A 12,598-nucleotide genomic window follows, 5' to 3' on the forward strand; every position below is an offset into this window, starting at 1 on the left:
ATTGGCGTCCCCCTTTTTTTGTTCTGCACGGCGTATCTGGCGCTCGACACGGTCCCGCCGTTGCGCCTGGCTGAAGAAACGGTGGGAGCGTGGGGGGCAGGGGAGGGGAGGGGAGGCGCCGACCCCGGCTCGCTCAGTTGCCGGAATCGGCGCCTTGAAAAAGAAAAAAGCCCGAGGACTCGTCCCTGGGCTTTGGGGGCAGACATATATGAGGTACCTACCGTGAGGGGTGCTCCTCGACCCCGTGCGACGCCTTGCGCTATTTCTCGCCGAAAACCTCGGCGGTGAAGACGTAGATGTCGGCGCCTTCTTTCCAGTCGTCCTGCTTGAGTCCGGCCTTGAGGGCGGTCTTGCTCAGGAAGGTTTCCCGGTCCCAGCCGTGTTCGACGGCCACCTGGGGGAGTAAGACGCCGCGCGAGAAGTTCTTTTCCAGGTACAGCCCGTGCCGGCCCACCTCAACCTCCTCGGGGTTTTCGATCTTTGCCAGGGGGGAGAGGACCGAGATCTCCAGGTCGAAGGCCCCCAGGTCCTCCTCTTTCATCGGGTAGAAGCGCGGATCGTGGATGGCGGCCGAGGCGGCCATCTCCTGCACGAGTTGGTACAGGGGCTTTTCGGAGGTGAAATTGCCGATGCAACCGCGCAGCGCCCCGTGCTGTTTAATGGTTACAAAGCACCCCTGCTGCACCTGCAGTGCGTTCGCGCTGATCTCGCGGCTGGCGAGTCTTCCGGAACGCACGGTGCTCGTTACAGCCTCACGTGCCAGCTCCAGTAAAAGTTTACGATCTTCAGTACTCAGTGATTGGCTCACAAGCTCCCCCTGATCGGTGCCATTCTAATGGGTAGTGGTTCTTTAATGGACCAAAGGTAATATATTTGCGATCCGTTTACAAGAGGGAAAGCAGGATGTGATCGGCCGGAAATCGCCTACATCAGTGCACCATTCTGGCTGGGAATTAATGAACTGGAGGTTGGACACACGGATGCGACCCCTTTTACGCAACCTTTTCTCCCGGTCGGTCGGTGAACTCTCGACACTTCATAAAGCGAAACACATGCCAGAAACACCCGGATCCGGACTCCCGGTGAAGACGAAAAACTGATGCTGCTGGCTAGGTTGCAGGTCGCACAGCGCCGCGCCGTATACAGCAAGGCTTGGGAGGACTTTCCCCACGCCAGGCAATGATCCGCGCAATTGCGCGTCACAGCTAACAAAATCCTGCCGGGGGTGGGGGATGGGAGATTTTTAGCGAAAGAAAAGCAGGAAATATCTTTAAAAAGTATTGACTTTATCTCGAAAGCTAGTATATTCGCCCTTTGTTACGTCACAAAAACCAAATGCGCTGTGCGCAGTAATGGTAAATTCCAAAGGAAAAGAGGAAAACATCAATGAAAAAACTGATCTCTCTGGCTCTCTGCTTGGCACTGGCTACCGCATTCGCTGCTGGCTGCAAAAAGAAAGAAGAAGCTCCGGCTCCGGCTGCTGAGCAGGCTGCTCCGGCTGCACCGGCTGCTCCGGCTCAGGCTCCGATGTCTTCTGCTAAAGCTGCTCCGGCTGCCCCGGCTGCTCCGGCTGCACCGGCTGAGAAGAAGTAATTCGAAGCAGGCATGCCCTGATTCAAAAAAAGCCCACAGAGCGATCTGTGGGCTTTTTTCGTGGACGGAACTTCCTGTTTTGCCTTGACAGTAAGCAAGGCGAGATGCTACATAAAGCGGTCGTTTACATTTATATTTGAGCCTGGAGGCAAAGAATGGAAAGAACATTCGCAATCATCAAGCCCGATGCAGTGGAGCGTAAGGTTAGCGGCAAGGTACTGGCCATGATCGAAGAGGCCGGTTTCAACATCGTGGGCATGAAGAAGATCCACCTCTCCAAGTGCGAGGCTGAAGGTTTCTACTACGTGCACAAGGAACGTCCCTTTTTCGGCGACCTGTGCAGCTTCATGTCCCGCAGCCCGGTGATCGTGCTGGCGCTCGAGAAGGATAACGCCATCGCCGACTGGCGCAGCCTGATGGGCGCCACCAACCCGGCCAACGCCGACGCGGGCACCATCCGCAAGGAACTGGGCGTGAGCATCGAGGAAAACACCGTGCACGGCTCCGACTCCCCGGAATCGGCCGCGTACGAAATTCCCTACTTCTTCAGCCAGCTCGAACTGGTCTAAGACCGGCACGTAACGAGGTACCAAAGGCCCTTCTTCGCGGAGGGCCTTTTCTATATTCAAGGCATGGAAAAAATAGACATCAAGAATTTCACCCTGAAGGACCTGGAGAGCTACATCGCCGGGTTGGGCAAGGAACGCTTCAGGGCCAAGCAGATCTTCAAGTGGCTCTACCAGATGGACGCGACCAGTTTCGCGGAGATGACCAACGTCTCCAAGGAATTCCGGACGCACCTGGAAGAGACGGCCTGCATCTCGAACCTGGTCCCCGAGGTGGTCGAGGCCTCCGACGACGGTACCAAGAAGTACCTGTTCAGGCTCTCCGACGGCATGAGCGTGGAGAGCGTGCTGATCCCCGACGAGGGGCGCAACACGCTGTGCATCTCGAGCCAGGTCGGCTGTGCCATGGGGTGCGCCTTCTGCCTCACCGGCTGTTTCGGCCTGACCCGGAACCTGACCACCGCCGAGATCGTGAACCAGGTCTGCGCCGTGAAGCGTGACGATCCGGTCAGAAACATCGTCTTCATGGGGATGGGTGAGCCGCTGGCGAACCTGGACGCCGTGATCCCGGCGGTCGAGATCCTGACCGACCCGGACGGCTTCCAGTTTTCGACCCGCAAGGTGACGGTCTCCACCTCCGGTCTCGTGCCGCAGATGGCGGAGCTTGGCCGCGCGGTCACCGTGAACCTCGCGGTCTCCCTCAACGCGACCACCGACGAGGTACGCTCGCAGATCATGCCGGTGAACCGCCGCTATCCCCTCCAGGAGCTCCTGGCAGCCTGCAAGGCATTTCCGCTCCCCTCCCGGCGCTGGATCACCATCGAGTACGTCATGATCCAGGACCTGAACGACACGCTGGACGATGCCAAGCGCCTGGTGCGGCTCATCAGCAACATACCGTCCAAGGTGAACCTGATCCCCTTCAACGAGCACGAGGGGTGCAGCTTCAAAAGTCCCACCCAGGACTCCATCGACCGCTTCCACAAGTACCTCTTGGACAAAAACGTCACGGTGATCACCCGCTCGAGCCGCGGCTCGGACATCTCGGCTGCCTGCGGGCAGTTGAAGGGACGCCTCGACGAGCTTGTCGGGCAGGGGGAGTAACCGGGGACGCGGCGCGGTCGCAGTGTCGATCGCACGGCAAACGCTTACTACTATCTATTTTATTACCTGATTCAGGAGGCTTGGCATGGCAGAGGTAATCGGCGTCATCGGCGGCAGCGGGCTTTATGAAATGGAGGGTATGACCGATATCAAGCAGGTAACGGTCGACACCCCCTTCGGCAGGCCCAGCGACGAGTACATCACCGGGATGCTGGACGGGGTCCCCATGGTGTTTCTCCCCCGGCACGGCAAGGGGCACCGCTTCACCCCGAGCGAGGTGAACTACCGCGCCAACATCTACGGGATGAAGAAGCTCGGGGTCACCCGGATTATCTCGGTCTCCGCGGTGGGGAGCCTGCAGGAGGAGATCGTCCCCGGGCACATCGTGATCCCGGACCAGTTCATCGATCGCACCCGCGGGCACCGCAAGGACACCTTCTTCGGTAACGGCATCGTGGGGCACGTGCAGTTCGCTGACCCGGTCTGTGCCGAACTCTCCGAGAAGCTCTACCAGGCGGCCCAGGCGGCCGGGGCCACGGTGCACAAGGGCGGCACCTACGTCTGCATGGAAGGACCGGCCTTCTCGACCCGGGCCGAGAGTCACCTGTACCGCTCCTTCGGGGCCTCGATCATCGGCATGACCAACTTAACCGAGGCGAAACTCGCCCGCGAGGCGGAGCTCTGCTACGGGGTGATCGCGCTCTCCACCGACTACGACTGCTGGCACCAGGCCCACGAGGACGTCTCGGTGGAGGCGATCATCGCCATCATCAAGGCAAACGTCGCCATGGCGAAGCAGATCATCAAGCAGGTGGTGGGGCAGATCCCGGCCGAACGCAGCTGCCCCTGCGCCTCGTCGCTGCAGTACGCCGTTATCAGCGACACCTCGGTCATTCCGGTGGAGACCAGGGAAAACCTGGACCTCTTGCTCGGCAAGTACCTGAAGTAGCCGCGGGCCTTGCCCTTTCGCAACCAGAACCTTAAACCTGAACCTGTCTTTCCGGGAGGATACATGAGCATACTCGTCGTCGGTTCCGTAGCACTGGACTCCGTGGAAACCCCCTTCGGCGTGCGCGAGCGCGTTCTGGGCGGCTCCGCGACCTACTTCGCCACCTCGGCGAGCTTTTTCACCGACGTAAACCTGGTGGGGGTGGTGGGGGAGGATTTTCCCCAGGAGCACACCGATTTCCTCACCTCCCGCAACATCGACCTGACCGGGCTCTCCAAGGTCCCGGGTGAAACCTTCCACTGGAAGGGGCGCTACGGCTACGACCTCAACGAGGCTCAGACCCTGGAGACCCACCTGAACGTCTTCGCGAGCTTCAAACCGGTGATCCCGGAGCAGTACGTGGACGCCGAGTACCTGATCCTTGCTAACATCGATCCCGAACTGCAGATGGAGGTGCTGAACCAGGTCAAAAGACCCAAGGTCGTCGCCTGCGACACCATGAACTTCTGGATCTCCTCCAAGCCCGAGGCGCTCAAGAAGGTGATCAGCCGGGTCGATTTCTTCATCATCAACGAAGGTGAGGCGCGCCAGCTCTCCGGCGAGGTGAACCTGGTCAGGGCCGCCAGAAAGATCCTCGACATGGGTGCCAAGAACCTGATCGTCAAGCGCGGCGAGTACGGCGTCCTGATGTTCAACGGCAGCACCGTCTTCGCGGCTCCCGCCTTCCCGCTCGAGGAGGTCTTCGACCCGACCGGCGCAGGCGACACCTTTGCCGGCGGCTTCATGGGCTACCTCGCCAACACCGGCAACGTGACCGATGAGGGGATCCGCCAGGCGGTGGTCTTCGGCAGCGTGATGGCCTCCTTCAACGTCGAGGCCTTCAGTCTGGATCGCCTGAAGACCCTGAGCTACCCGGAGATCGAGGCGCGCTACCGCAGCTTCAAGCGGATGACCCACTTCGAAGGTGTTTCCGAGCTGTAGCAGCGGCAAACGGACTCCGGCGGTTTCATTGACAATACTTTGCCGATCTGTTAGTTTTTGACGGGAACTTGCGGGAATCTTTCAGGTGAGGCGCCATGCCCCGTTTATTCATCTTCATCGTCGTCTGTTTGCTTTCAGCCTCCGGTTGCACTGTCAATCAGGCCGTCAGGAACAAATCGCTCTATCATTATCAGATGGGGCAGTCCTTCTACGCGGAGAACAACTTCACCGCCGCACTCGTGGAATACAGTGAGGCGGAGAAGCTCACCCCGAAGGATCCGGCCCTCCTGAACGATCTGGGGCTCACCTACTTCCGCAAGGGGCGCTACGATCTTGCCGAGGTAAAGTACCTGCGTGCCATCGATCTGAAGGCGGACTATTCCGAGGCGCGCAATAACCTCGGGGTCAACTACCTCGAGATGAAGCGCTGGGACGACGCCATTGTCCAGTTCAAGAAGGTGCAGGACGACATCTTCTACCAGGGACAGGACAACGCCTCGATCAACCTCGGGCTCGCCTACCTGGGAAAGGGTGACTACCAGCAGTCGCTTGCCCTGTTGCGCGGGGCGGTGGGGAAAAACCCGCTCGATCCGCGCGTCAGGGTGTACCTGGGGCGGGTCTACTTCGCGATGGACAAGCCCGACCTTGCCGTCGCTGAGTACCGCAAGTCCCTGCAGCTGAACGCTTCCTACGCCAACGCGCACTACTACCTGGCGCTGGCCCAGGTGAAGCTCAAGGACAGCGCCGGCGCCAAGCACTCCTTCAAGGAAGTGATCCGCATAGCTCCAGATTCCGAGATCGGGCAGCTCTCCAGGGAGTACCTGGACCTGCTGAAGTGAGGCGAACGTGTCCGAGCCAGATGCAGAACAGGTCGCAGAACTCCCGGTAGGGGAGTACCTGCGCGGCGTGCGCGAGTCGCGTGGCCTCCAGTTGGATGAGGCCTCCAGGACCACCAAGATCGGCAAGAGCTACCTGGTCGCCATCGAACAGGGGCAGTTCGACAAACTCCCCAACCAGGCCTACATCAAGGGATTTTTGAGGCTCTACGCCCAGTTCCTCGGTCTCTCCGGCGACGAGGTGGTGCGTCGCTACGAACAGGGACTTCCCGCCGCGCGTCCCCAGGCGCAGGTGGAGGCCAAGCCGGCGCCGGAACGCCCGAGCCGCGTGGTGGAGCGTACCCGCCTCGAGGGGGGTGGGCGCTGGGTGGTGCCGGTCGTGCTGCTCGGCCTGGTGATCTTGGCCGCCTTCTTCTTCAGGGACTCCGACGAAAAGCCGGCACCGCAGGTGGTGAAGACCGCCCCGGCTCCAGCGGCACCCGCACCCGCTCCGGCACCGGCAGCCGCTCCGGTGACACCCCCCCGCAGCTCTGCACACCTTTCCGCTCCGGGGACCCCGGCAGCCCCCCAGACGCCGGCCCAGGCCCAGACTCCCCAGCCCGCACCGGCACCGGCCGCAACCGCTGCCGGCACCCCTGCGCGTCGCGACGGCGGCGTCCTGCGGCTCAAGTTCAACCAGGACAGCTGGCTCAGCATCACCATCGACGACAGCATCTCGCAGCGCTACGACCTGAAGGCCGGCGACATCATCGAGTGGAAGGGGAAACGCTCCTTCGTGGTCGACCTGGGTGACGGTGCCGCTGCCGAGGGTGACTTCAACGGACGCCCCCTTAAATTGGGAGAACCGGGCAAGCCTGCCCACGTGGAACTCAAGGTCGAGTAGCTGTCGAGCTGTCATAAGGGGTGCTCTATGAAACGGGGCGGTAGCTTGACAGGTGAACTGCCGGTGCTAGAATCAAACAGTTCAAAATTACTACAAAGGCCGGAGTCACACTTGCCAAAGCAGCCCAAACGTATACTGGTTGTGGATGACGAAGAAAACGCACGTATTGGACTGTCCCGCCTGCTTGCCAAGGAGGGTTTTCACGTCGATAGTGTGGCAAACGGTTTCGAAGCCCTCAACTACCTGCGAGAACAGGAGGTGAACCTTATCGTCACCGACATCAACATGCCGGAGATGAATGGCATCACCTTTTTAAAAGAGTTGAACCGCAGCTACCCCCGCAGCAATGTCATCATGATCACGGCCTACGGCGGTGTCGAATCGTACATCGAAGCGATGAACCTGGGCGCCTTCGAGTACATCAACAAGCCGGTGAAGATAGACGAGTTGAAGTCAATCCTGAAAAAGATATTCAAGGAAACGAGCCACTGACCACGGCCCGCGAAAGGGGGAAGTTCAGATGCGCAGCTTCGACAAGATTCTCTTTGCCACCGATTTTTCCGAAAGTTCCGAACACGCCTTCAGGTACGCCCTGGAACTGGCCCAGAAGTTTGGCAGCCGGCTCACCGTTTTGCACGTGATCAACGAGCCGGTGGACCTGCGCGGCTTCTACGTCCCGCACGTCTCCTTCGAGAACCTGGAAAAGGAGATCGAAGAGGGGGCGCAGCAGATGATGGAGAAGTTCTGCAAAAGCCACCTAGCCGAGTTCGCCAACTACGAGTCGGTCATCGCCACCGGGATCCCCTTCGAGGAGATCCTCAAGTACTCCGAGACGCACCAGGTTGCCTTCATTGTGCTGGGGACCCAGGGGAGAAGCGGTATCGACCACCTCCTGTTCGGCTCGACTGCCGAGCGCGTGGTACGCAAGGCGCTCTGCCCGGTGGTGACTGTCAGACTCCCCTAAGGTGAAAGGCAGGAAAAGGTTCAAGGGGCGGCATAGAGCTGCCCCTTTTTTTTGCCGAACCTGGGTGGAATCGTCCCGTTCGATGAACGCTTGACTTACACCTTCTTGCATAGTAGGACTACTGAAACGTTCCGGATACTCCGAACCCAGGAGAGAACCACATAATGACCATGAGCCTAGAGAAACAGTCGCGCGGCAGGGTGCTGATCGTCGACGACGAGAAGGTCATCCTCGACCTGACCGCCATCATCCTGAAAAACCGCGGCTACCAGATCTTCACCGCGCTGAACGCCCGCGAAGGCCTGGCGACTATCGAGGCCGAGCGTCCCGAACTGGTGCTGCTCGACTACATGATGCCGGACATGGACGGCCTCACCGCCTTGAAGGAGATCCGCCGGCGTTTCCCCGAGACCTACGTCATCATGTTCACGGGGAAGGGGAGCGAGGAGATCGCCGTCGAGCTCATGAAGGCCGGCGCCTCCGACTACATCCTGAAGCCCTTCAACAACCAGGACATGGTGGAGCGCATCGAGAGCGTCTTGAAGCTGCGCGCCGTCGAGCTGCAAAACCGCGCCCTTCTGAGCGAGCGCGAGCGCCTTCTGGCCGAGATCGCCCAGTGGAACCGTGACCTCGAGGCGCGGGTGCAGGAGAAGAGCGAGGCGCTGCGCCGCGCCCAGGCCGAGATCGTGCAGTCCGAGAAGCTCGCCACCCTGGGCTACCTTTCCGCCGGCATGGCCCACGAGATCCGTAACCCGCTCAACTCCATCGCGCTCTTCGTGCAGCTCATCCGAAGCGGCCTCGAGGACCCCGAGCGCCTGGATTACGTGGACAAGATCCTCAAAGAGGTGGACCGGATCGACGGCATCCTGAGAAAACTCCTAGACGCCGCCAAGCGTCCGCGCTTCGAGATCAGCGAGGTGCGGGTGGACCGTATCCTCGAGAACACCCTGGAGGCCTTCACGCCGCAGCTGCGCCAGAAGAAGATCAAGGTGATCACCGACTTCAAGAGCATCCCCCCCGCCATCAAGGCCGACCCCATGGAGATCGAGCAGATCTTCACCAACCTCTTTTTGAACTCGATCCACGTCATGGAAGAGGAGGGGACCCTCGGGGTACAGCTGGACCAGGACGAGCAGTACATCAACATGCGGGTCTCGGACACCGGTCCGGGAATCCCTCCCGAGAACCTCCCCAACATCTTCGACCCCTTTTTCACCACCAACAGCCGCGGTACCGGACTGGGGCTCTCGGTGGTGCTGCGCATCGTAAAGACCTACAAGGGAAAGATCGAGGTGGAGAAGAGCGACTCCTCGGGTACCACCTTTTCGGTGCGTCTACCGCTTACCCCTCAGTAGTTCATGTGAGGGCGTTTCCCCTTTTCTTTTCGACCGCATTTTTGTATGATGGCCCATCTTTAGCGGCTTAGAGGTCGAAATGACTGATCATCGGGGAAAAATTCTCCTCGTCGACGACGATAAATTCTTCCTGAAAGTCCTCTCCGACGCCTTCCGCGACGCCGGTTTCGAGGTGGTCACTGCGCCGGACGGTCTGGCCGGGGTGCAGGCTTTCAGTGAGCACCTCCCCGACGCGGTGATCTCGGACCTCGTCATGCCCCGCATGGGCGGGGTCAGCACCTGCCTGGAGATCTCCCGGCTGGCGGGAGACCGCGACCCGGTCATCGTCCTGCTTACCTCGATGTTCCAGGGAGCCCCGCACGAACACCAGGAGCCCGAGATGGGCGCCAAGGTGCACATCCCCAAATCCACCAAGCCCCTGGACATCGTCATCATCGTCGAGCAGCTCCTGGATCGGAAGCGCCGCGGCGCCGGCGCCGCCTGACGGATACCCTCATGCCATTTCTGTTGCGTAACCTCACCTTGAACCCCGGTGACGAGGAAGCCCTGCTGCGTCCCCTGATCGCCCGGGCCGCCCGCGTCCCCGAGTCCGAGATCACTTCGCTTTCCCTGGTGCGCAAAGGGGTGGACGCCCGCAAGAAGGGGCGCATCAAGCTGGTCTACACGGTGCAGTTCTCGGTGAAACACGAGCAGAAGGTGAAAACCGGGGGGGACCTGACCCGGCTGGAGCCGCAAGCTGCACCGCGTTTTCCGCGCCTTAGCCCCCGGGCCGGGATCGTCATCGTCGGCATGGGGCCGGCCGGGCTCTTTGCCGCGCTGCGCCTGGCCGAATACGGGCTCAGCGCGACCATCCTGGAGCGCGGCCGCCCGGTCGACGAGCGCTCCCGCGACGTGGCGCGCTTCTGGCGCCTGGGCGAGCTCGACCCGGAGAGCAACGTGCAGTTCGGCGAGGGTGGCGCCGGGACCTTTTCGGACGGAAAACTCACCTGCCGGGTCAAGGACCCCAACACCCGCTACGTCCTGGAACAGCTGGTGCGCTTCGGGGCACCGGAGGAGATCCTCTACGCCGCCAAGCCGCACATCGGCACCGACCGGTTGCGCGCCGTGGTGCGCGGCATCAGGGAGCGGCTCGGGGCGGCGGGGTTCGAGATCCGCTTCGAGAGCCTTTTGAGCGGGGTCGCCCTCCGCAAGGGGCGGGTGGCCGGCGTCCAGGTCAACGGCCGCGAGGAGTCTCCCTGCGAGTTCCTGGTGCTGGCTCCCGGCCACAGCGCCCGCGACACCTACGCGATGCTCCTCGAGGCTGGGGTGGGGATCGAGCAGAAGCCCTTTGCCGTGGGGCTCAGGGTGGAGCACCCACAAAAGCTGATCGACGAGATCCAGTACGGGCGCAACCCGCACCCGGCGCTCCCCCCCGCGGAATACGCCCTTACCTACAACAACCGCGCGACCGGACGCTCCGCCTACTCCTTCTGCATGTGTCCGGGCGGGGTGGTGGTCGCCGCCGCCAGCGAGCCCGGCGGGGTGGTGGTGAACGGCATGAGCGGCTACCGGCGCAATTCCCCCTACGCGAACAGCGCCCTGGTCGCCACGGTGGGACGCGCGGATTTCGGCAGCGCGGAACCGCTTGCCGGCGTGGAGTTTCAGCGTCTCCTGGAGCGGCGGGCCTTTGCCGCCGGCGCCGGCGGTTACCGGGCTCCCGCGCAGAACCTTCTCGCCTTCCTGGGGCAGGGAACCGGGGCGCTAACCAGCAGTTACCGGCCCGGCTGCACCGAAAGCGAACTCGCCGAACTCTTCCCGGCGCAGGTATCGGCGACCCTGCGCGAGGGGATCCGGGATTTCGAGAACCGGATGCGCGGCTTCATCAGCGCCGAGGCGACGCTCATCGGGGTGGAGACCAGGACCTCGTCCCCGGTGCGCATCCCGCGCGGCGACGACCTCCAGTCGCTCAGCCACCGCGGGCTCTACCCGACCGGGGAAGGGGCCGGGTACGCCGGCGGTATCATGAGTGCCGCCCTGGACGGCATCCGGGTGGCCGACGCCATCGCAGCCAGCTTGGGGCAGGAAGTCCCCTGACCCAGCACCCGCGCCTGTTTCACGAAGAGAAAGGCGCGCAGCCATTGAGCGGTGGGAACAGTTGCTGTTACAATGAGAAGTGACGCCCGCCGCCCCACATGATAATTACAAGGAGCTTCCTTTGAAAAAGAAATATATTGCCGACATCAAGGACCGCGACGTCGTCGAGTCGGTCTACCTGGTCAAGGACAAGATCATGGCCATGGCGAAGAACGGCAAGCCCTACCTTACCCTGAAGCTCATGGACAAGACCGGCGAGGTGGATGCCAAGGTCTGGGACAACGCCGACCAGATCGCCGAGCTGTTCGACAAGAATGATTTCCTGGCGGTGCGCGCCAAGGCGTCGGTCTACCTTGGGAAGATGCAGCTCATCCTCTCGGAGCTGAAGCTGGTCCCCGAAGAGTCGGTGGAACTCGCCGACTTCCTCCCCGAGACCGAACGCGACATCAACCAGATGGTCGAGGAGCTCTGGACGCTGATCGACTCCTTGGGCGACCCCGAGCTGAAGCGCCTGTTGAGCGCCTTCTTCTCCGATGCCGAACTGCTGGCCCAGTACCGCGTCGCCCCTGCCGCCAAGGGGATGCACCACGTCTACCTGGGCGGGCTTTTGGAGCACTCCCTGTCGGTCGCCAAGCTGGTCGATGCCATCATGCCGCTCTATGTGGGGTTGAACCGGGACCTTCTGATCGCCGGAGCGCTCCTGCACGACATCGGCAAGGTGCGCGAGATGACCTACCTGCGCGCCTTCGACTACTCGGACGAGGGGAAATTGATCGGGCACATCACCATCGGGGTCGAGATGCTGCAGGAGCGCATCGCCGCGCTGCCGGGGTTCCCCTTCGAGCTCGGAATGCTTTTAAAGCACATGCTGTTGTCGCACCACGGCCAGTACGAGTACGGCTCGCCGAAGCGCCCGAAGACCGTCGAGGCCACCATCCTCAACTACCTGGACGACCTGGACTCCAAGATCAACGGGATCAGGACCCACATCAAGAAGGAGCCGGACAACCCGTCACGCTGGACCTCCTACCACCGGCTCTACGACCGCTACTTCTTCAAGGAGAACTGCCTTCCGGTTGCGGTCCAGGAGGAGTGCCCCGAGGAGTCGGAACCGGCAGAACCGGCGCCCTGTCCCGAACCTGCCGTGGCCGAGCCCGGAGTGCACACGCCACAGGGGCCTGCCGGGAACCAGCCGGCTGCGCGTCCCCAACAGTCTCGCGGCGAGCGCAAGAACTTCAGCAACAACCCGTTCGCCGCTTTGAAAGACGATTTCGACCTGTTTTGATCGGGTCCC

At 61.6% G+C, this 12,598-nt stretch carries 14 protein-coding genes; 13 read left to right on the forward strand and 1 reads right to left on the reverse strand.

Translation table 11 applies throughout. The annotated features are described in order from the left end of the window. Positions 1–259: 259 nt before the first annotated feature. A complete protein-coding gene (gene amrA, locus H7688_RS13315) occupies positions 260–808 on the reverse strand; it encodes an AmmeMemoRadiSam system protein A (protein ID WP_183361633.1) in 549 nt (182 codons plus the stop codon). A 578-nt stretch (positions 809–1,386) separates the two neighbouring features. On the opposite strand from amrA, the gene H7688_RS13320 reads away from it, so the two are divergent. The 13 genes from H7688_RS13320 to H7688_RS13380 all read left to right on the forward strand — a co-directional run bounded on the left by H7688_RS13320 (position 1,387) and on the right by H7688_RS13380 (position 12,589). Further along, positions 1,387–1,593 (forward strand): hypothetical protein, encoded by a 207-nt coding sequence (locus H7688_RS13320; protein ID WP_183361635.1) that lies wholly within the window; start codon positions 1,387–1,389, stop codon positions 1,591–1,593. Between the two features lie 155 nt (positions 1,594–1,748). Beyond that, the gene (gene ndk, locus H7688_RS13325) at positions 1,749–2,162 is read left to right on the forward strand and encodes a nucleoside-diphosphate kinase (RefSeq protein ID WP_183361637.1); all 414 of its coding nucleotides are present in this window, start codon (positions 1,749–1,751) and stop codon (positions 2,160–2,162) included. A 63-nt stretch (positions 2,163–2,225) separates the two neighbouring features. After that, a complete protein-coding gene (gene rlmN / locus H7688_RS13330) occupies positions 2,226–3,263 on the forward strand; it encodes a dual-specificity RNA methyltransferase RlmN (protein ID WP_183361639.1) in 1,038 nt (345 codons plus the stop codon). Between the two features lie 85 nt (positions 3,264–3,348). Further along, positions 3,349–4,212 carry an S-methyl-5'-thioadenosine phosphorylase gene (gene mtnP, locus H7688_RS13335; protein WP_183361641.1) on the forward strand — a complete coding sequence of 288 codons (864 nt, stop codon included), beginning with the start codon at positions 3,349–3,351 and terminating at the stop codon, positions 4,210–4,212. A gap of 63 nt (positions 4,213–4,275) precedes the next feature. Further along, positions 4,276–5,193, forward strand: a complete 918-nt coding sequence (locus H7688_RS13340; protein WP_183361643.1) for a PfkB family carbohydrate kinase — start codon at positions 4,276–4,278, stop codon at positions 5,191–5,193. Between the two features lie 95 nt (positions 5,194–5,288). Further along, positions 5,289–6,032 carry a tetratricopeptide repeat protein gene (locus H7688_RS13345; RefSeq protein WP_183361645.1) on the forward strand — a complete coding sequence of 248 codons (744 nt, stop codon included), beginning with the start codon at positions 5,289–5,291 and terminating at the stop codon, positions 6,030–6,032. A gap of 7 nt (positions 6,033–6,039) precedes the next feature. Beyond that, positions 6,040–6,912 carry a helix-turn-helix domain-containing protein gene (locus H7688_RS13350; protein WP_183361647.1) on the forward strand — a complete coding sequence of 291 codons (873 nt, stop codon included), beginning with the start codon at positions 6,040–6,042 and terminating at the stop codon, positions 6,910–6,912. A 111-nt stretch (positions 6,913–7,023) separates the two neighbouring features. Next, positions 7,024–7,404: a response regulator gene (locus tag H7688_RS13355; protein ID WP_183361649.1), complete on the forward strand. Its 381-nt coding sequence runs from the start codon at positions 7,024–7,026 to the stop codon at positions 7,402–7,404. Positions 7,405–7,432: 28 nt separating this feature from the next. Beyond that, on the forward strand, positions 7,433–7,876 hold the full coding sequence (locus tag H7688_RS13360) for a universal stress protein (RefSeq protein WP_183361651.1): 444 nt from the start codon (positions 7,433–7,435) through the stop codon (positions 7,874–7,876). 164 nt (positions 7,877–8,040) lie between these two features. Next, the gene (locus H7688_RS13365; RefSeq protein ID WP_183361653.1) at positions 8,041–9,231 is read left to right on the forward strand and encodes a hybrid sensor histidine kinase/response regulator; all 1,191 of its coding nucleotides are present in this window, start codon (positions 8,041–8,043) and stop codon (positions 9,229–9,231) included. A gap of 79 nt (positions 9,232–9,310) precedes the next feature. Next, positions 9,311–9,715, forward strand: a complete 405-nt coding sequence (locus tag H7688_RS13370; RefSeq protein ID WP_183361655.1) for a response regulator — start codon at positions 9,311–9,313, stop codon at positions 9,713–9,715. An 11-nt stretch (positions 9,716–9,726) separates the two neighbouring features. After that, entirely contained in the window at positions 9,727–11,304 is a 1,578-nt protein-coding gene (locus H7688_RS13375; RefSeq protein WP_183361656.1) for an NAD(P)/FAD-dependent oxidoreductase, read from the forward strand. Positions 11,305–11,425: 121 nt separating this feature from the next. Further along, complete coding sequence (locus tag H7688_RS13380; RefSeq protein WP_183361657.1) at positions 11,426–12,589, forward strand: 3'-5' exoribonuclease YhaM family protein; 1,164 nt, start codon at positions 11,426–11,428, stop codon at positions 12,587–12,589. Positions 12,590–12,598: the final 9 nt, after the last annotated feature.

It is taken from the genome of Geomonas limicola (assembly GCF_014193675.1).
GTDB classification, from domain to species: domain Bacteria; phylum Desulfobacterota; class Desulfuromonadia; order Geobacterales; family Geobacteraceae; genus Geomonas; species Geomonas limicola.

Coding starts and splice junctions, on each gene's coding strand:
- H7688_RS13345 (WP_183361645.1), top strand. CDS start 5,289: ATGCCCCGTTTATTCATCTTCATCGTCGTCTGTTTGCTTTCAGCCTCC.
- H7688_RS13340 (WP_183361643.1), top strand. CDS start 4,276: ATGAGCATACTCGTCGTCGGTTCCGTAGCACTGGACTCCGTGGAAACC.
- H7688_RS13360 (WP_183361651.1), top strand. CDS start 7,433: ATGCGCAGCTTCGACAAGATTCTCTTTGCCACCGATTTTTCCGAAAGT.
- H7688_RS13365 (WP_183361653.1), top strand. CDS start 8,041: ATGACCATGAGCCTAGAGAAACAGTCGCGCGGCAGGGTGCTGATCGTC.
- H7688_RS13370 (WP_183361655.1), top strand. CDS start 9,311: ATGACTGATCATCGGGGAAAAATTCTCCTCGTCGACGACGATAAATTC.
- rlmN (WP_183361639.1), top strand. CDS start 2,226: ATGGAAAAAATAGACATCAAGAATTTCACCCTGAAGGACCTGGAGAGC.
- ndk (WP_183361637.1), top strand. CDS start 1,749: ATGGAAAGAACATTCGCAATCATCAAGCCCGATGCAGTGGAGCGTAAG.
- H7688_RS13375 (WP_183361656.1), top strand. CDS start 9,727: ATGCCATTTCTGTTGCGTAACCTCACCTTGAACCCCGGTGACGAGGAA.
- H7688_RS13320 (WP_183361635.1), top strand. CDS start 1,387: ATGAAAAAACTGATCTCTCTGGCTCTCTGCTTGGCACTGGCTACCGCA.
- mtnP (WP_183361641.1), top strand. CDS start 3,349: ATGGCAGAGGTAATCGGCGTCATCGGCGGCAGCGGGCTTTATGAAATG.